The following is an 18,250-nucleotide window of genomic DNA, read 5'->3' as shown; positions in this document are numbered from 1 at the left end:
ACCCCGGTCCGCAGCACGAGATGAGGCAATTAGCCTGCCAGGCATGTCCCCCACCATCGAACGGCTGCACCTGACCATTGCGGGGATCACCTATGCCCTCGCGCCCATGGAGAACGTCGAGGCCATCAAGACCACGATCATTCACGCGGTACACGCCGGGGGCGGCTTCTTGAACCTGACCCTAGATAGCGGTCAATTTCTCAGCGTGCTGGTCACGCCAACGTCCGTTGTCACTCTTGCCGTGGAATCTGTCCGGCTGACCCATGGGGCCTCCGACGGCGACAACGGGCGTTGGGCCTCGGGGATACCGTTCGAGTACGACGGCGACGCCCCTTACGATTTCATTTGACCGCAAGCATCCCGCGTAGTTTTCCCGCGCCCTGCGAAGGATGTCGCGCGGAGCTAGGCTTCACGCGACTTGGGTGAGGATGACCGGCTCGTCGGCGCTGGTAAGCGCAGCCATTGCGGCAACGAGGGTCGGGTAGGTCCCTAGCGTGCGGGACTGCGCGTCGACAGCGGTGTGGGTACCGCCGTCTTGGTCAATGTATCCGAGATAGTTGCCGCGCCGGTTTCCGACGTAGAAGCCCTTCTCGACGCGCGCCCACGAAACCCCAGCTGCGGGACGGGTAAGACTCATTGTGCTCATCTGATGATGCCCGTCAGGCTGCGACCAAGTGAACAGCGGCGGAGTTTTCCTGCTGCTGCCACCGGTCGAGATCCAGCATGAGACCGGCTGTTCCTGCTGCCTGGTCCGCCAGCTGTCGCATGTACGCGGGGGAGAGTCGTTCGGCCGTCTCGGTGGCGTAGACGAAACGCAGGGGGATGGCCGGCTGCAGCCACACGGTCTGACGTCCCGCGCCAGTGTCGCGCTGCGTCCACGTTAGAGTGAACGATTCTCCTCGACGCAGTTTCGTGGCCACCACAATCTGGACGTACTGCAATAGACGGTCGTCGATGTCGATCGGCTGAGGATCGGAACCGTAAAAGAGCTTTCCCATGATGACTCCTGACGTGCGCTGACTCGGGGTGACTACAGAAAAAGGGGCGCAAGAACGCCGACGCTGGCGACGGACACCACAGCCGCCGCAGTGACCACAACGATGGAGAAGCGTCGCGCTGCAACCTCGCGAGATGACGGGATGAACGTGCTCCGCCGCGCCCCAGAGGACCGGCCTCCCAAAAGCGTGATGCTCGTCACAACCTGTTCCCATCTCTGCGTCAGGCGAACCCCGCCCGATGGTCAACGTAGCAGATTATTAACGACGTTAGGTAACTTGGTTGAGTGTCATTGACTCTGACCATCAGAGGTGGTGACGATTAGCTAGGGAAGCTTAGGAGGTTAGGTATAGTGCTTCGGGACATACGGAACGCGGGGAGCGAGTTGATGACGACAGGACCAGGTGAACAGTCGCCGCTGATGGCAGCACTGACCTTGTACTCCCGGGAGCGAGAGATCGCGGCCGCTTTGGCTCGCAAGCAGCTCGGCGTCAACGAACTTGACGCCAAAGCCCTCTCATTTGTGAGCGCGGAACCCGGCATACGCCCGTCCGCCTTGGCAGCGCAGCTCGGAGTGACCTCCGCCGGCATCACGACGCTTGTCGAACGACTCGTTCGTCGCGGAGTTCTCCGGCGCGAAAACGATGAGGCTGACCGTCGTGTCAGCCACATTTACCTTGCGGTTGACCTCGAAAACGAACCGTGGTCGCAGCTGGCCCACTTCGACAACACCTGTCGGCGGATCATTGCGCAGCTGGATCCGCAGATGGAAGCAGATCTCGCCGAGTTTCTTCGGCACACCACACTCGCGGCGCGCGAGCAAGCGGCGCGGGCGGACCGGGCCGTATCGGGCGGCGCTTCCGCCGCCTAGTCCTGTGAGTCCGCGGCGATCCCGGCAATGTGCTCGACGGACTTGCGCTGCAAGTACGCGCACAGATCCGCCGCCTGCGACAGTTCCTGACAGAGGGCGTAGACGTCCTCCGGAGAAAGCTCGGTCACCTCAGGTTGGGCTTCGAATGTGACGCGCCAGTCCGGGACACCCACGGCTATCGGCGCAAGGTAGACCGACGTCGTGGCGTTACTCAGCGGGAAGATCACGAGCCCACTGTCGGCACCGTCCACGGACTCCTGATCAGCAACGTACGCAACGCTCCGAACCCCATCAGCAGCCGGATCGAACTCGTCCAGCCATGCCTGCAACGTACCTTTACTACGAAACGGCACCCAGCCACCTACTGATCCTTCTGGCGACTACCGCTCGCGCCACCAGAATCGTACGACATAGCAAATGGGTCGCTTACCGAACGGTCGCGAGATGATGTCAGCAGCATCGAAAAATAGCTGACGACCTCACGCGTGCAACGCCATCTGGCGGTTCTGTAGATGCGTGCACGCGGTCAGCGTAAAGATGCCAACTTGAACGGAGGCCCACCACAGCCCTCGGGGCGAGACCTGCTGATCGTGGGTGCGGCCATGGACTTCCCTCACCTTCTCTGTGACGATCGCACCGTAACCGCGGCCACCTGCGCGATGGTGTGCCGCACAGGCAGAAGACGTATTTACGCATGTACCGCCCAACTGAAGCCCGACCGTCAGCTCCATAGATCCCTCCCGCAGAAGGACCACCCGCTATGACCACCTCCGACAGTGACGCCGCCGCCGCGGCGAAGCAACGCTTCCAAGACGCCGCAGACGCGCTGCACAACGCCTCCACGAACGGCAACAACGGCAGCGCTCATCCCACCGCCGACCATGTCTCCATCGAGATCGACGAGGCGAAACAGCACGCCGCCTCCGCGATCGACACGACCCTGCAGTCCACAGTGACCGCCGTGAAGAGAGCGCGCAGCACCTACCAACAGAACCCCAAGAAGGTCCTCGCGACACTCGGCGCTGTCGCAATCGGGCTCCTAGCCCTCGTCACACTGCTGCGCCGCCTCTAGCAACTGCAAATCACCTATCGACCTCGGCAACACCCATAACGAAAGGAAAAACCCATGTCCACTCCGATCAACGACGACGCGCAGCTGTCCGCCGACGAAAACTCGTACGAAGGCGCAGACGTCGAGGTGCCAACCAGCACCGACGGCGACACCACCTCCAAGCCCGGCGGGCTCGGTCAAGACGGGACCATTCCCAGCGACCCCAACGGTGTCGCCGCCGGCCACACCGGCACCGCCTCCAACTTCAACCCGGAAGAGGATGAGGGCGCGCACTGACTACTGACTGCGCTGACAGCTCGGCGAGCACGGAGACACTCGATGTCCCCGGAGTGGGGCCCGTGCTCGTCGAACTGTGCGCACACAACTTCGTTCTCTCGAACGAACGGATGATGCTGCTCGGCACCGTTACCCGCCTCACGGGCCAACCCGTCGACGTCGTCGACTACGAACGTGTCGCGCAACACCTGCACCACATGGGGATTATCTGAGTTGCGCGTGGGACGAGAACTTATGTGTTGACGCCGCTTAAGTGACTGAGAGACGGCATGGAAAATGCCTAGCAATCCACTTGCATACATGCCGATAGTCATCAGTTATGTCAGATGAAACCGAATGCGCGGCTAATCGAATCGGACTATTTGCTTCTCATCTTCGCGGTGGTGGCGCCCCCCGCCACGGCGGTAAGTAGTGCAAGGGCGAGGAGTACTGGGCGCCGGTGTCGGATGGCCCACGTTTGCGGGCTGAACGAGTGGGCGTTGTCCGAGAAGATACCTCGGGCCCCATGGTCGCCGGCGACGGGTTCCCACAGATTCTGATGCTGAGTGGAGCGGGGTTTTCCCGTTTGCACCTGGTCGCTGTACGCGGTCTTAGCGAGGAACCAGTCGAGGAAGCGCCCGGCGAAGCGCGCCCCGAGGATGGTGGCTGCGGTGGGCTCACCAACCCATGTGCGCCGACGCGGGACGTCGGCGACGTCGGCGACCGCGCGCGCTCCCACTTCCGGTTCGAAAATGGGAGGTACGGGTTGTGGGTGCTCGGGAAAGGTGGATTTGACCCACCCGAACTGGGTCGTGTTCAGGGCGGGCATGTCTACTAGGGAGATAGCCACCGGACTGTTGTTATGCGTGAGTTCTGCAACGACGGCGTCGGTGAATCCGTGGATAGCGTGTTTCGCGCCGCAGTACGCCGCTTGAAGGGGGATACCTCGGTGGGCGAGGGCTGATCCCACCTGGATGACGTGGCCTGTACCCCTCGCGGTCATACGACTAAGTGCTGCGCGTGTGCCGTTGACGACTCCGAGGTAGGTGACGCTGGTGGCGCGTTCGAAGTCCTCGACGGACGTCTTGAGGAATTCCGAAATGGTGCCAGCCATGGCGTTGTTGATCCACAGGTCGATGGGGCCGAGGTTGACTTCGATCTCTGCGGCGGCTGCCTCAACAGCTGCCCAGTCTGAGACGTCCGTGCTGACGGCGTAACCTCGGCGTCCGCGTCCCTCTACGTCTCTGACGGTCGCGGCCAGACCGTCCGCGCCCCGGGCCAGGATCGCAACGTCCCACCCTCGATCTGCGAGTTCACGGCTGATCGCTCGCCCCAATCCGGCTGAGCCTCCGGTGACCACTGCCACACCTCTCGTGCTCATCCCAGCTCCTTCAATTCGATTGGCTACGTCGAAACCGTACGTCGCCCAGTCATCGACGAGAGGGGGTTGCAAGAACAGTCATCGTCGGACCGTGGATTGTCGGCCGTGCGGCGCCTTCTCAACTGCACCGGATGCCATCGCCGCGGCGGGTGAGCGTACCGATCAGGCGGCGCCTGAGATCGGTGGCTCGTCGATTGAGGAGCGTGAGGCGACTCCCGAGCAGGAGATCCCGGAAGAAATCGTCGGGGATCCGCTGCCAACACCGGAGGACGTGTGGGCGCCGGCCGATGAGGCGGACGACATCACTGTGCCGTCGGACTCGAACGCTCCCGAGCAGGCGTGGACGCCGCTTCCCAGCGACCGACTCGTCGCCACGGGCAAGCAGGGAACGGCCAACCGTGCCCCCGCAGGAACCACGGTGGGAGCTCCCGGCCTAGGTGAGCTGCCCTGGTTCGCGTTCCAAGACTTCAACCTGTCCACTGACACGTCCGCGCAGGTCAACCTCGCCAACGGCAACCTCCTCCTAAAGGCCAACGACCTCGTCGTCCGCGTTCCCGGATACGGGCTGCGTCACGACCGGTTCTACAACGGTCTGTCCACCGTCGCCGGGTCCCTCGGTGGGGGATGGCAGAACAACAACGCCGAGAAGGATCTCGGCATCACCGCGACCTCCAGCTACGCCGATTTCTTCGGCCCTAACGGTCTGAAGCTGCGGTTCACGAAGTCCGGGTCGTCGTACACGTCTCCGGCGGGTAGCAACATGACGCTGACGGAGGACACCTCGTCTTCGACGTCGCGGTTCGTGCTGACGCAGAACCAGAGCGCGGAGGAGTTCCACTTCAACGCCTCCGGGTACCTGACCCGCACCCTCGACCGCAACGGTGTCGGCGAGACGTACACGTACGCCTCGGACAAGGTCACCCAGGTCACCAACAGCAACGGCCGCGCGATCTACCTCGACCGCGCGTCCTCGAGCTCCGCGACGATCACAGCAGTGCGGGATTCCTCCGGCCGTCAGGTGAGCTACGCCTACGACTCCAACAACCGGTTGAAGACGGTCACCGCCACCGACGGCACTGTCACCACCTACACCTACGATTCCACCGGCCGTATCTCCACCATGGTGTTCCCTGTCGCGGGGGCTGCTGGGGCGACGACGACGGTGACGTTCACGTACGACTCCTCGCACCGCGTGACGAAGGTCTCGCAGCAGCCGGGTATTGACACCACCTTCGCGTACTCGTCGGGTCGGACCGTGGTGACGGATGCCAACGGCAACGCCTCCGCATACGCCTACGACAACACCGGCAAGGTGACCAACACCAAGGACGCGCTTGGCCGCGGGCGGTCGCAGTCCTGGACGGCGAACAACGACATCGCCACCACCACCGATGCGTTCGGCACGAACAAGACGACGTACACGTACGACGGGTCGAGCAACCGCACTGGGGCTGAACTGCCCACGGGCGCTGCTGCCTCTGCGCAGTACGCAGTCGGCACGAATTGCTCCGCCCCGAACACGGGGACGGCGTTCCAGCCGAAGTGCTCCACGGATGACGCGGGGAACAAGAAGCAGTACGAGTACGACAGCGCCGGCAACCCCACGAAGCAGACGGACACCAGCGGCAGCAACCCTGTGGTGGAGTTCGAGAAGACGTACGGCACCTGCGGCGGTTTCGCAGGGCAGGTGTGCACCACAAAGGACGGTAACGGCAACGTAACCAGCTACCTCTACAACGATAAGGGCGACCTGGCCAAGGTCACCCCGCCGGCGCCGATGGGGGAGACCGCATACACGTACGACTCCCTCGGTCGTGTGGCGTACGTCACCGACGGCAACGGATACACCACCGCCTATCAGTACGACGTGCGTGACCGGACCCTGCTGACGACGTTCCACAACACCGCCAACGTCGCGATGGAGTACTACGACAACGGACTCGAGAAGTCCCGCACCGACTCCGCCGGTGGGGCACGCACTTTCACCTACGACACCCAGGGTCGTTTGCTCGAGGAGACCGGGCCGCGCTCCGGAGTGAAATCGACGTACACGTACGACAAGGTCGGCAACCTCACCAGTTACCTCGACGCCTCAGGCCAAGTCCGGTACAACTATGACGCCGCCAACCAGCTCACCACCGTCCTTCAGGGCGGAGCGGCCAACTGCACGGCTCCCAACCCGGACGACTCCGGCTGCATCCTCTTCGAGTACGACGTCAACGGCGCGGAGACCATGCGCATCCTGCCTGGCAACGCCACTATCGAAACCGCGCGCGACGCGGGCAGCCGCCCCGGACGCATCACCGCGAAAACCTGGGCCGGCACCACTGTCGTCGACATTGGCTACAGCTACGCCAAGCCCGGCACCAGCGATGACCGCGCCAACGTGCAGACCCGCACCTCCTACAAAGAGCAGGGCATCACCGACGGCGCCGTCACCACCTACGCATACGACTCCCGCAACCGGCTGACAACCGCGACGGAGAAGACCGGGTCGACCACCTCGGCGTCATGGGCGTACACCTTCGACGCCAACGGCAACCGCACCTCCATGGCCCGCACCGGCTCCACCGGCATCACAGGCAATAAGAACTTCACTTACAACGCCGCCAACCAGCTCGTCTCCGCCACCGGCGACACCACGACCTGGACCTACGACGCTGCTGGCAACCAGACCCGGGACGGGTCAGGATTTGCCTCCAGCTACGGTGTCCGCAGCCAAGCCCGCTACCTCGGCGGGAAAGCGAACACTAACTTCGCGGTCGGCAACACCGAACGATACGGCGACGGCACTGGCCTGAACTTCGACAACGGAGCCCTCGGGCTCATGCGGCGAACCGACGGCTCCACCACGGACCAGGGGTACACCCGCACCCCCGAGGGGGCGGCGCTGTCGTACAAGAGCATCGACAATAAGCGCTTCTACTACGTCACCGACCACCTCGGATCCGTCGTCGGCATGTTCAACAGCGGCGGCGGCTACCTCGGCGGCTACAGCTACAGCCCCGACGGCGAAGAACGCGCCACCGGCCCCAACGCCCGCATAGCCGAAAACCAGCTCCGCTACATCGGCGAGCTCTACCTCGGCGGCGGAATGTACAAGTTCGGTGCTCGTTACTACGACGCCAGCCAGGCCCGCTTCACTCAAATGGACTTGACCGGCCAAGAGAAGAATCCCTACGTATACGCCAGTGGAAACGCTGCGAACGTAACGGACCCCTCTGGGAACGCAGGACTGGGATATTTCGACATCCTAGGACTGATCTTCGACATTGGAGGCGCCGCTGCTGCCCTCCACACCGGAGACTCGCGAGAGATCGCAGGTGAGGCCACCAGCCTCATCGTAGGAACCTTGGTTGAAGTAGCCTGCGAGGGCTTCCTTCTTGCTGCCACTGGCGGCGTCGGCGTCGTAGGCAGCGGCGGATGCCTACTCCTCTCGATCGGCGTCGCTTATGGCACCGTGGGACAGTTCACCTGGGAGACTGACGTGAAATCGAACGTAATGGCCGCGATTGCATTCTTCGGAATAATCGGCGCATTTTGCGCCTTTATTTTCTTCGCTAATTTGGGGGGTTCTAACGCACCAGATGTCGGAATTAACCGCCTACTAGGCCTTCCAACATGGGCATTTGGACTTCTGGGAATGGTAGCGGCCGGCTTCCTGATCGTATACGTGATCGTAAAGTCGAGGCGTAGCGAAAGATGATCTAGCGAGAGGAGCAGAATGTCACGAAAATGAAGATCCCAGCGGTCTGCGAATCAATACTGCGCCGATGTCGACGACCTCCGAGTTGCCGTAGTGTCGTCTCTTCTCCCATAGGCGCGACACACGATGCCCGAACGGGGATCTCGAGCACCATGGCCCACCTGAGTCAGACCACAGGGGTTGCGGGCGCCGCTTCGCCGACTGGGCTCATTCGGTGCGTTCTGGGGGCCTAAAGGCCGAATTCCCCCTCATCGCCGGCATTGCGCTGGTGGTGCTGGTGTTGTCTCTGTGACGTCACGCCATCTTGCGGTCAGCGCCGTTCCAGCGAGCCCGTCCGAGGGCGTTCTGCGATGAGGACGTAGGTGCGCCGATAATAGATATTATGTCAGGTCGAGGTTTGGAAGCCGGTGAAACGGGCCATTCGGGACGGCGAAGCCCCCGACACCTCGAGCTCCCACCGAGGGCGGAGGCACCATCGCGTTGACGCACACCGGCCAGCTGCCAGCTGCCAACCCTCACCGTCGACGGGACCCAGGAGCTTCTGGACGCAGGCGAGGTCGTCATCGATGCGCAAAAAGCCGAAAGGTTCGCGAGCGAATCGCCGGACGAGGACGGTAACCGAGGTCGGATCCCAGGCGCGATCAGAATTCCGGCCAGCTCGCTCCTCGACCGGGAAAACGGCACTCTGCGAGACGCCTCCGCGGTGCGAGAGCGATTAGGCCGCCTGGGTGTCGTCCCCGACCGACCAGTGGGCGTCTACTGCGGCGGAGGCGTCGCAGCGGCGCTTGCAACGCTCGCCCTAACCGAGGCGGGCTACCCACCCCGACTCTTCGTCGGTTCGTTCTCAGCGTGGGCGAGTGATCCGTCCCGGCTCGTCGAGCCGGCTCGCTAGACAAAGGCGCGATGGACGACTTAGCGCGACAACTTGTTCGGCAGAAAACCAGCGAGGCGCGGAGATTGCCGCGCCGTGTGCACTCCCCCTGCAGTACGACAAGGAGGGTAAGAGTCGACCCTGTATGCCGACGATGCTGCGCGGCTTCCCGCTGCTCTAAGTGGGCGGTGCGGCAGTGATCTGCGTTGCCCAAGCCGCCGGAGGCGGAGTTATGCGGTCCTTGACCGCGACGCGGCCTCGTAATCCGCACCATTGGAATCGATGCTCCGTATTCCCGACGACTGCTGTCGTCGCCAGGCGGCTGGCGTTTGCGTGTGCTCTTTGGTGAACGCACGGATGAACGTCGAGGAGTCCTTGAAACCGCTGAGTGCGGCTGCTTCCTGTACCGATGCTCCATCGATGAGAAGACTCTTCGCTTTCGCGGTGCGCCGTCGCCGGACATAGGCCGCCGGAGAGTCGCCCGCAGCTGCGAACGCTTCGTGGACGGTCCGGGCCGAGACGAAGAGTGCGGCGGCGATCTGCGGAACCCCTAGGTCGTCGCTGTTGAGATGCGCTTCGATGAAACGGCGCATCTCCCGGAGCTGCTGTGCAGTACGGCTCGGCTGGCCTCCTGTTGCGCGGATCAGCGCACCCACCGTCACGAGTAGGGCCTCGCCGAGGCTCTCACGCGACTCCCAATTCAGCTCAGTTGCCTCATCGAACACTGTCTGACTCATCGTGGAGAGTACTCGGAGAGTTGATTCGCCCGCGGCGAGCGGCCGCGCGCAAGCCTGTGCGATGTCTGAGGATGCCGCGGGGATCGCTCGGCGAGACAGCCGGAGCACGAGCTGACGCTGCCCCGGGGCGGTGTTGTCGATGTCGTACGGCCGGCCGGCGTCGAAGAGGACTCCCCCACCGGTTTCGACGTGTGCGACGGAGTCGTTCTGGCGCAGCCGACCGGTGGACGCGACCTGAAGAGCGAGCAGAATCTCATCTGAGGGTGCACTGCGCAGCAGCGTTTCGGAGCGGCTGATCGTCAGACCCGAACTCCTGACCGAGGTCACCGAGACCCCACCACCAAAGAGACGGGTGTCGAGCACTCCGTGGAAGTCGTCGCTTACGGGGACGCACCGGATGGAGGCGAAGCGCTCACTGGTGGCGTCCTGCCATACCGCGACGTCGGCTGCGGTGACGGCGCTCATGCGTCAAGTATTCGAGCGTTGTGTTTCAACTAATTCTCGGTTGCGTGACGAGCACGTTTCGGTGCCTCGAGTGCAGCGGAAATCGTCGATTCGGACGCGTCTTTCGTCAACCACGGAGGCTGGTGCCGCTTCTACCGTGGCCTCACCCCGCTGATCCTGAGGCGGCGCAGACCCGAAGGAAGAGCACTAATGACAAAGCTCACCATCGCTGCCGTGCAGGCCGAGCCGATCTGGCTCGACAAAGCCGAGACGACAACGAAGACCATCAACCTGATCGCGCAGGCCGCCGCTGGCGGCGCGGACCTGGTCGCTTTCCCCGAACTGTGGGTACCGGGCTTTCCAGTGTTCCTGTTCTCCCACCCGGTCTATGCGCAGAGCGGCTTCGTCGCGCGGTACCACGCAGAGTCACTGACGGCGGCGGGGGAGGAAATCGGTCGCATCGCGGCCGCTGCTCGCGAGCACGGGATCGTGGTCGTCGTCGGCTTCAGCGAGAAGGTCGCCGGCACCCTCTACATGTCACAGATGATCATCGACGCCGACGGAGAGATCGCATTGCATCGGCGCAAGCTGAAGCCGACCCACGTCGAGCGGTCGCTCTTCGGCGAGAGTGACGGCTCGGGCATCCGCGTCGCCTCGACCACCGCCGGCCGGGTGGGCGCGCTGAACTGCTTCGAGCACCTCCAGCCGTTGACGAAGTACGCGATGTTCCACCAGAACGAGCAGATCCACGTGGCGGCCTGGCCGTGTCTCGGGATCATGGGCGATGTGCCGGCCATGAGTCCGGACGCTTTGAAGAGCGCATCGAGGGTCTACGCGCTAGAAGGCGGGGTCTTCGTCGCCACAGCCTCCCAAATCATGTCGGACGCCGGTGCTGCCGTTTTCGCCGACGCATCTGGGAGCTGCCCCATCTACACGGGCGGGGGCGGCATTGCAGCGGTGTTCGGCCCGGACTCGGCCGAACTATCGACCCCGCTGCCCACAGCTGAGGAAGGGATCGTCTACGCGACCATCGACTTCGCCTCGATCGACCTCGCTCGCAATACCGTCGACCCTACGGCTCACTACGCGCGCACTGATGTCTTCCAGCTTCTGTTCGACGACCGCCCGAAGGCACCGGTAATCCGGATCGATGACGAACGGCCCGCCCTGGGTGCCGTCGCCGAGGCGATTGCCTGATGGCCGGCCTCGACGGCCCGCTTCACGGGCGCCAGTACGAGTGGAGCATCATCGTCGTACTGGCCCTCGCGTACGGCATGACCAGTTTCGACCGTTGGCTGCTCCCGACCCTGTTCCCGGTGATGGGCGCCGACCTCGGGCTCGACGTCCGAGACCTCGGCAACATGACGGCCGCGATGGGTATCGCCTTCGGGGTCGTCGCCGTCGTGGCCGGATCCGTGTCAGACCGCGTCGGTCGTCGACGGATCGTTATCCCCGCTCTGATCGTGTTCAGCGTATGCAGCGCCCTCACCGGGCTGCTCACCGGCTTCATCGCCATTCTCGTCGTCCGCGTGGTGCTCGGCATGGCCGAGGGTGCTTTCGTTCCCGCCGCCTACTCGGCAACAGTCGAAGCCTAGCACCTGCGCCGTCGAGGTCTGAACATGGGCCTGCTCATCAGCGCCTTCCCTCTATTCGGCCTGGGGATCGGCCCGATTGTCGCGACGCAGCTCCTGACGGTGGTGCCGAGCTGGCACTGGGTCTTTTTCATCTCCGCAGTGCCGGGTCTGATTCTCGCGCTCGTGCTCGTACTCCGGCAGCGTGATGCGCCGAACTACGAGCCGTCGGAGGAATCAGTGCAGCCCATCGCGGACAAGCAAGCGAACGGGCTCCGGGCCGTGCTGACGCTTCTGCATAAGCGCAATGTGCTCCTGTCGGTGCTCATCACAATCGCGGCACTGGCCACCTTGTTCGTCCTTGGCGGACTCGTCCCCTCCTATCTGACTGGAGTGGTCGGCGTGTCTGTCGTGGAGATGGGCTTCATCGCCTCCGCGATCGGATTCGGCGGCTTCGCCGGGCAGGTTCTCCTCGCCGGGCTCTCGGACGTCTGGGGCCGGAAGCCGATGGCGATCATCGAGAGCTTCGGAGCAGCTGTCTTCCTAGCGGCGGTCACGCAGGTCGGATCCGCACCAGGGGCCCTCTTCGCCGTGCTGTTCGGGGCGTCCTTCTTCTGCTTCGCCTTGCTAAGCCTTGTCGGCGGTCCCATCGTTGCCGAAGCCGCTCCACGGGGTCTGCTCGGTTCGACGAACGGCCTGGTCATCGGTGCAGGAGAGATCATCGGCAGCGGCTTAGCCGCGTCGCTCATCGGGAACATCGTCGGATCCGTCGGTCTCGGGGTGGTGCCGTTGCTCGGCGCCGCAACCCTGCTGATCGCCGGTGTCCTTTCCATCGCTCTCGTCGAGACCGCACCCAGGGCCGTCGCCCGCAGGTCCGCTTACCTACTGTCCCTCGGGAAAGAGCGCACCTGATGAATCAATCCTCCACGATCAGACCTACAGTCCTCATCACGGGAGCGGCGAGCGGCCTCGGCCGAGTTGTCGCCGAGAAAGCCGTCGATGAGGGATGGAACATCGTCGCGATCGATGTCGACGGTCCCGCGCTCGACCGCCTCCTCCCGGAGGCGCCCGGCGAGCGGGTGCACCGCGAAACCGCAGACGTCTCCGACGAGCGCGCCTTTGCTGGCGCCCTGGAGCGCGCACTCACCGCCGTCGGCTCGATCGAGGCCTGCGTGAACAACGCCGGCGTTGGAGCGCCGTTGATCCCGATCTCGGAGCTTGACCTGACCGACTTCGACCGAGTCATGCGCATCAACGCCCGCGGCTCCTTCATCGTCCTCAAGCACGTGCTCGCGCACCTATACGAACGGGGCACGGGCGCGGTCGTGAACACGGGATCAATCCTCGGCTACCGCGGCACCACGGCCTATGCCGCGTACTGCGCGTCGAAAGCCGCCGTGCACGCGCTGACCAAGGTCGCCGCTCTCGAGGGCGCTGCCGCCGGAATTCGCGTGAACGCCGTCGCGCCCGGACTGGTCGACACGCCCATGAACGACGCCTTCCACGCCGCCGTCTCCCCGGACGATCCCGACGAGGCCCAGCACACGATCGAAGAAAAGATCCCGGTGGGCAGATACGCCGAGGCGTCGGAAGTCGCCGACGTCGTGCTTTTCCTGCTCAGCGAGAAGAGCCGCTACATGACCGGAGCCATCGTCGAAGTCGACGGCGGACTAAGCACGAGCTTCTAGCTGATGAGAAAGAGGACCAACTCCATGAACGCAATCAAGAACGATCGCGCCGCCGACGAGAACCATGCCGCGGTGGCGTCGATCATCTCCCTGCAGCGACCCCTCGGCGTCTCCCGTGACGACTTCGACGCCTACTGGTCCGACGTCCACGCGCCGATCATGGCGCGGATGCCTGGAATCTGGGGGTACTCGCTCCATCACCTCGAGGCCGTCCAACTGCCCTACTGGCACCTGCCGCAATCCATCGAGAGGATCGCCGCCGACCATCACACCTGGGATGGCTTCGCGGAGCTCTTGTACGAGTCGCCGCAGGCCGCCGCCGAGGCGTACCGCCTCAGCGACGCTCCCGGAGGTTACACCCACGAGGACGCCCAAAGTGCTTTTTGGGTCGGGCTTTTCTACCAGTCGAACGGCGGCTCGCGTACGATCCACGACACGTCAGAAGGCGCGGACCTGCGCGACACCGTCTACCTCGCACTCCGCTATCAGACCGCGATCGAACGCGAGCACGGGCACGACCTAACGCGGGAGCTGGCCGACCGCGCTGTGAGAGCAGGGGCTAGCAGGGTCCGCTACCACCTGTTCCACGTCTTCGACAACGACGCCCTCGACCCAGGGCTTCCGGTGGGTATGCGCCACGACGTCCTCGACGGTGAAGCGGTAGACGCCGTCATCGAGATCGGTGCGAACCACCGCACGAGCGTCTCCCGCATCGCAGATGCGCTCTCCTTGACGGCCGCCGATGATGCAACTCTGTCCGGCGCGTACGCCTACCGCCGCCGCCAGCGGAACGACATGGTGATCGCCGGCACCATCACGGAAGCCGGGATCCGAACCCCTCACGTCAGCCGATTGATCGAAAGGCTCGGCGCCGTGAGCCAGAGCCACCCAAACCTGTCCGACCTCATGCTCACCGCTCGTGTTCAGGAGCCGATCACGGCCGATTTCCGTGACGGATTCTAGAGATTCTCTAGCGACCAGCCGGTCTTCCAGCGCTTGACCTAACGAGGCCGACGCCTGCTGAACCCACGCTCCCGACCGAATGCTGGCTGAGATCTGCCACCCGCCCCGCGACGCGCGTTTCGCCAGACACGGATTCAACGACATCCTCGGTTTCGAGGAGCGCTTAGCTCGCATTGCTTGAGGTACGACCGAGAAGGGGCATCGTCGACAGCACTCGCTCGAGTGCGATCACCTGGCGAGGAATTGAACTCCGCGACGGTCATCCCAACAACCTCTGCGGCATTGGCAAAATCGTCGGTCACGCACTGCACGTCCGTGCTGCTCAGCGCTCCAGGCTCAGCGCCGAGGCCGTAGACGGCCTGAGCGATGTCGACGGTGTCGGCAGCGAAGTGAAACGACCTGACTACAACCCCGTCTGTCGCAGCCAATCGAGGAGTTTCGTCGTGTCTACGCAGAGATCCTGGGGAGAGAAAGCGGTATTGCCCCACTCGGTCACGTGGGGGCCACCGCCGTCGTGCACGACGACGACAACGTCGAAGTGATGCGGAGCACCCCCGTCGAAGCATGGTTCCCCGACGGGCCCGCCGCCCCCAACGGGGGCCCCGCCGGCACCGCGACGAGCGCGGCAGTATTCGTGAAGTCGGCCGCCCTGGTCATCGGCGTGCCGAACAAGCTCGCCGGAACGACCTCGACCTCCTTCACGCTCGCCGTGAGGGTCCAGCCGCTCGCGAAGAACGTCACCGCAGAAGGAACCGTCACCGTCAAGGTGGACGGCAAGACCTTCACCGGAACGCTCTCCAACGGAAAAGTCTCCATCCCGATCGGGAAGTTCAGCCCGGGCACGAAGAAGATCACCCTCTCCTACGGAGGAAGTGACACCGTCGCATCAGCGAAGGGCATCTCGGTCATCGTCGTCAGACGCTAACCGGACGACCTAAGACCCGAAGGGGGTGGCGAGCCGATGCTCACCACCCCCTTCATCCGTCCCCCGCCAATCCGCAGAAACGGCTTCGGCAGAACTCGAACCCCTTCGACCGTGCTCGAGAGCGCGGCAGCACAGGGAGACGATCAGGCAGGGGCGACGCGCGAGGACGTCCGTATCCGCAGTTCCGGTTCGAGCTGGAAATGGCGCGCTTCACTGCGGCCACCCTGGATCCGCTCGAGCAACATCGTCATCGCCGCCCGGCCTGCCTCGACGCCGAACTGATTGACCGTTGTCAGGGAGAAGAAGGGATGACTGGCTAGGTCGATGTCGTCGTAGCCGACGACGGAGATCGCTCGACGAGCTCCCGAAGCCTCCGCCACAGCGCGCAGCGCCCCGACCGCCAGAGTGTCATTCCCAGCGACGATCGCGGTCGGAGGATCGGGCTTCTCGATGAGGGTCTTCGCCGCTCGGTAGGCGTCCATCTCGAAAGCGTCGCAGTAGACGACCTCAGGCGACAGGCTGTCTTCGTGCATCCGATCCAGATAGGTCGTCAATCGGATCGCGTGCGGCGCTCGCGCGCCCTCCTGATCGATCGCGGGCCTGACGGTCAAATGGGCGATTCTGGTGTGCGTAAGGGAGCGAAGGTGGTCCATCACCAGGCCGACCCCAGCGGCGTCGTTGTTCGTCACGGTATCGTACGCGGCAGAGGCGTCGTGGCGTCCGATCAGAACGAGGGGAATGGTGCGGGCGAGGTTCTCCAGCCACTCTGGCGTCACCTCCGGCGAGATCGCAAGGATCCCGTCCACCTGCCGATCCGCTAAGGCTTCGAGTACCGGTGCACCCCTGAGCTCGCCGATCCCCGGCGCCATGATCAGCTGGTACTGCGAGCCGGCGAGCGTGTCGCCGACGCCCTGCATCACCTGGTTGAAGAAGTCGTTTCCGAGCTGCGGAAGCTCGAAGCCGATCGTGAAGCTCGGACCGCGCATCGATCGGGCCGCGATCCGGGGACGGTATCCCAGACGGGCGATCGCCCCTTCGACCCGCTCGCGCATCGCCGGGGACACCCCGTAGGCGTTGCGGATCACCTTCGACACCGCACCCTTGGAGACGCCCGCTTCCGCCGCGACGTCATCCATCGAGGGTCGGCGGAAGGAGCTTGTGTGCTCCTGCTGGTCGAGAGTCATCACCCACTCCTTCTCCACCGATGTCAATGCCGGCGGACCAAGAGTACCGAGGACGTGAACTGGTTAACAGGTTCCTCGCCGACCGATCACATTTTCGTAAACCAGTTGACACACCGGTCGGGCTGTGGCTACTTTGAGTTCCGCCGCTGAGGTTCGGCCCGAACGTCAACCGGTTTACACAGCACATTTCAGTGTCTTTACGAGGAGGTAAAGAATGCCAAGCAAGCGCACCATGAGCATCCGAATCAGCGCCGCCGTCGCTCTGGGCGTCGCATCCGCTCTCGCCCTGACCGGTTGCTCCGGCTCCGGCGGTTCGTCCGATGGGTCGACAGAGATCACCTGGCTGATCGAGGGTGGCGACCAGCCGCAGTCGATGGCCGACGCAACGATCGCTGCGTTCCAGAAGGAGAACCCGGACATCACCGTGAAGGTCGACACCCGACCCGGCGGCACCGAAGGCGACAACCTGATCAAGACCCGCCTCTCCACCGGCGACGTCCCCGACCTGTTCAGCTATAACACCGGCTCGCTGCTGCAGGCGCTCAACCCCGACCAGACCCTCACGGACCTGTCGGACGAGGACTGGGTGGGTGAGCTGACAGAGGGTTTCAAGACCGTCGCCTCCGGCGAGAACGGCCTCTACGGAGCGCCGATCGGTACCGGCAACGCGGGTGGCATCGCCTACAGCAAGAAGATCTACGATGAGCTTGGTCTCTCGGTGCCGACCTCATGGGACGAGTTCGTCAGCAACAGCGAGGCGATCAAGGCCGCCGGCACTGCCGCTCCGATCATCCAGAGCTACGGCGACACCTGGACCAGCCAGCTGATGATCCTCGCGGACTTCGCCAACGTCACCGCCGTGGACCCCGACTGGGCCCAGAAGTACACCGACAACGAGGCGAAATACGCCGACGAGCCCGCCTTCGCGAGCTGGCAGCACCTGCAGGACGTCGCCGACGCCGGTCTCTTCAACGAGGACTTCGCCTCCGCCACCTTCGACGACGCCGCCGCGAAGCTCTCAGACGGATCGGGCGCCCAGTACCCCACCCTCTCGTTCATCGTCGCGAACCTCACCAAGCTGAACCCCGACACGGTCAACGACATCGGCTTCTTCGCGATCCCCGCGGACGACGCCGCAGACACGCGCCTGACCCTGTTCGAGCCGGCAGCCGTTTACATCCCGAAGGGCGTCGAAGGCGCCGAGCTCGAGGCAACCAAGAAATTCGTCGCGTTCATCAACTCCCCCGAGGGCTGCACGCTGCAGGGAGAGAACCTCGGCATCAACGGCCCCTTCTCGACCAGCGCCTGCGCGCTGCCGGACGACGTGCCCACGATCGTCTCGGACATCCAGAAGTACGTCGACTCGGGAGACACCGGCACCGCGCTGGAATTCCTCTCCCCCATCAAGGGACCCAACCTCGAGAACATCGCTGTCGAGGTCGGGTCCGGCATCAGCGACGCCGCTAAGGGCGCCGCGACTTACGACGACGACGTGAAGAAGCAGGCCCAGCAGCTCGGCCTCGAAGGCTGGTGACCCGGCCGGTGGGCTGAGCGGTTCGTTCGGCCCACCACCACCCTTCCCCTCG

18 protein-coding genes and 1 pseudogene are annotated in these 18,250 nt (G+C 64.0%); 13 read left to right on the top strand and 6 right to left on the bottom strand.

The window, feature by feature from the left end; genetic code table 11:
- Positions 1 to 43: 43 nt before the first annotated feature.
- The gene (locus RWH43_RS17050) at positions 44 to 349 is read left to right on the top strand and encodes a hypothetical protein (protein ID WP_316002065.1); all 306 of its coding nucleotides are present in this window, start codon (positions 44 to 46) and stop codon (positions 347 to 349) included.
- 60 nt (positions 350 to 409) lie between these two features.
- On the opposite strand, the gene RWH43_RS17045 is transcribed toward RWH43_RS17050, so the two are convergent.
- Entirely contained in the window at positions 410 to 637 is a 228-nt protein-coding gene (locus tag RWH43_RS17045; protein WP_316002064.1) for a hypothetical protein, read from the bottom strand.
- A 22-nt stretch (positions 638 to 659) separates the two neighbouring features.
- Positions 660 to 998, bottom strand: a complete 339-nt coding sequence (locus RWH43_RS17040; protein WP_316002063.1) for a DUF7882 family protein — start codon at positions 996 to 998, stop codon at positions 660 to 662.
- Positions 999 to 1,417: 419 nt separating this feature from the next.
- Between RWH43_RS17040 and RWH43_RS17035 the strand changes: the two genes are divergently transcribed.
- A complete protein-coding gene (locus RWH43_RS17035) occupies positions 1,418 to 1,867 on the top strand; it encodes a MarR family transcriptional regulator (RefSeq protein ID WP_316002062.1) in 450 nt (149 codons plus the stop codon).
- Here the strand turns inward: RWH43_RS17035 and RWH43_RS17030 are convergent.
- A complete protein-coding gene (locus RWH43_RS17030) occupies positions 1,864 to 2,094 on the bottom strand; it encodes a hypothetical protein (RefSeq protein WP_316002061.1) in 231 nt (76 codons plus the stop codon). The genes RWH43_RS17035 and RWH43_RS17030 overlap by 4 nt on opposite strands.
- Before the next feature lie 533 nt (positions 2,095 to 2,627).
- Here RWH43_RS17030 and RWH43_RS17025 point away from each other — a divergent pair.
- The 3 genes from RWH43_RS17025 to RWH43_RS17015 all read left to right on the top strand — a co-directional run bounded on the left by RWH43_RS17025 (position 2,628) and on the right by RWH43_RS17015 (position 3,427).
- Positions 2,628 to 2,939 carry a hypothetical protein gene (locus RWH43_RS17025; protein ID WP_316002060.1) on the top strand — a complete coding sequence of 104 codons (312 nt, stop codon included), beginning with the start codon at positions 2,628 to 2,630 and terminating at the stop codon, positions 2,937 to 2,939.
- A gap of 54 nt (positions 2,940 to 2,993) precedes the next feature.
- Positions 2,994 to 3,215, top strand: a complete 222-nt coding sequence (locus tag RWH43_RS17020) for a hypothetical protein (protein ID WP_316002059.1) — start codon at positions 2,994 to 2,996, stop codon at positions 3,213 to 3,215.
- 62 nt (positions 3,216 to 3,277) lie between these two features.
- Positions 3,278 to 3,427 carry a hypothetical protein gene (locus RWH43_RS17015; RefSeq protein WP_316002058.1) on the top strand — a complete coding sequence of 50 codons (150 nt, stop codon included), beginning with the start codon at positions 3,278 to 3,280 and terminating at the stop codon, positions 3,425 to 3,427.
- Between the two features lie 146 nt (positions 3,428 to 3,573).
- Here the strand turns inward: RWH43_RS17015 and RWH43_RS17010 are convergent, their stop codons facing one another.
- Positions 3,574 to 4,575: an SDR family oxidoreductase gene (locus RWH43_RS17010; protein ID WP_316002057.1), complete on the bottom strand. Its 1,002-nt coding sequence runs from the start codon at positions 4,573 to 4,575 to the stop codon at positions 3,574 to 3,576.
- A 91-nt stretch (positions 4,576 to 4,666) separates the two neighbouring features.
- On the opposite strand from RWH43_RS17010, the gene RWH43_RS17005 reads away from it, so the two are divergent.
- Both RWH43_RS17005 and RWH43_RS17680 read left to right on the top strand, forming a co-directional pair.
- Complete coding sequence (locus RWH43_RS17005; protein WP_316002056.1) at positions 4,667 to 8,281, top strand: RHS repeat-associated core domain-containing protein; 3,615 nt, start codon at positions 4,667 to 4,669, stop codon at positions 8,279 to 8,281.
- 505 nt (positions 8,282 to 8,786) lie between these two features.
- Positions 8,787 to 9,173 (top strand): sulfurtransferase, encoded by a 387-nt coding sequence (locus RWH43_RS17680; RefSeq protein ID WP_367575768.1) that lies wholly within the window; start codon positions 8,787 to 8,789, stop codon positions 9,171 to 9,173.
- Positions 9,174 to 9,382: 209 nt separating this feature from the next.
- On the opposite strand, the gene RWH43_RS17000 is transcribed toward RWH43_RS17680, so the two are convergent.
- Positions 9,383 to 10,354 carry a helix-turn-helix domain-containing protein gene (locus tag RWH43_RS17000; RefSeq protein ID WP_316002055.1) on the bottom strand — a complete coding sequence of 324 codons (972 nt, stop codon included), beginning with the start codon at positions 10,352 to 10,354 and terminating at the stop codon, positions 9,383 to 9,385.
- Between the two features lie 189 nt (positions 10,355 to 10,543).
- On the opposite strand from RWH43_RS17000, the gene RWH43_RS16995 reads away from it, so the two are divergent.
- The 5 genes and pseudogenes from RWH43_RS16995 to RWH43_RS16975 all read left to right on the top strand — a co-directional run bounded on the left by RWH43_RS16995 (position 10,544) and on the right by RWH43_RS16975 (position 15,480).
- Entirely contained in the window at positions 10,544 to 11,530 is a 987-nt protein-coding gene (locus RWH43_RS16995) for a carbon-nitrogen hydrolase family protein (RefSeq protein ID WP_316002054.1), read from the top strand.
- Positions 11,530 to 12,816, top strand: a pseudogene (locus RWH43_RS16990) (MFS transporter). Before RWH43_RS16995 ends, RWH43_RS16990 begins: the two are co-directional and overlap by 1 nt.
- Positions 12,816 to 13,592 (top strand): SDR family NAD(P)-dependent oxidoreductase, encoded by a 777-nt coding sequence (locus RWH43_RS16985; protein WP_316002053.1) that lies wholly within the window; start codon positions 12,816 to 12,818, stop codon positions 13,590 to 13,592. Before RWH43_RS16990 ends, RWH43_RS16985 begins: the two are co-directional and overlap by 1 nt.
- A gap of 24 nt (positions 13,593 to 13,616) precedes the next feature.
- Complete coding sequence (locus RWH43_RS16980; protein WP_316002052.1) at positions 13,617 to 14,555, top strand: EthD domain-containing protein; 939 nt, start codon at positions 13,617 to 13,619, stop codon at positions 14,553 to 14,555.
- A 496-nt stretch (positions 14,556 to 15,051) separates the two neighbouring features.
- On the top strand, positions 15,052 to 15,480 hold the full coding sequence (locus RWH43_RS16975) for an Ig-like domain repeat protein (RefSeq protein ID WP_316002051.1): 429 nt from the start codon (positions 15,052 to 15,054) through the stop codon (positions 15,478 to 15,480).
- A gap of 143 nt (positions 15,481 to 15,623) precedes the next feature.
- Here RWH43_RS16975 and RWH43_RS16970 read toward each other — a convergent pair whose 3' ends face one another.
- The gene (locus RWH43_RS16970) at positions 15,624 to 16,664 is read right to left on the bottom strand and encodes a LacI family DNA-binding transcriptional regulator (protein ID WP_316002050.1); all 1,041 of its coding nucleotides are present in this window, start codon (positions 16,662 to 16,664) and stop codon (positions 15,624 to 15,626) included.
- 232 nt (positions 16,665 to 16,896) lie between these two features.
- On the opposite strand from RWH43_RS16970, the gene RWH43_RS16965 reads away from it, so the two are divergent.
- The gene (locus RWH43_RS16965) at positions 16,897 to 18,198 is read left to right on the top strand and encodes an ABC transporter substrate-binding protein (protein ID WP_316002049.1); all 1,302 of its coding nucleotides are present in this window, start codon (positions 16,897 to 16,899) and stop codon (positions 18,196 to 18,198) included.
- The last annotated feature ends 52 nt before the right edge of the window (positions 18,199 to 18,250 follow it).

It is taken from the genome of Microbacterium algihabitans (assembly GCF_032464975.1).
GTDB classification, from domain to species: Bacteria; Actinomycetota; Actinomycetes; order Actinomycetales; family Microbacteriaceae; genus Microbacterium; species Microbacterium algihabitans.
This window is presented reverse-complemented; position numbering and strand designations above follow the sequence as displayed.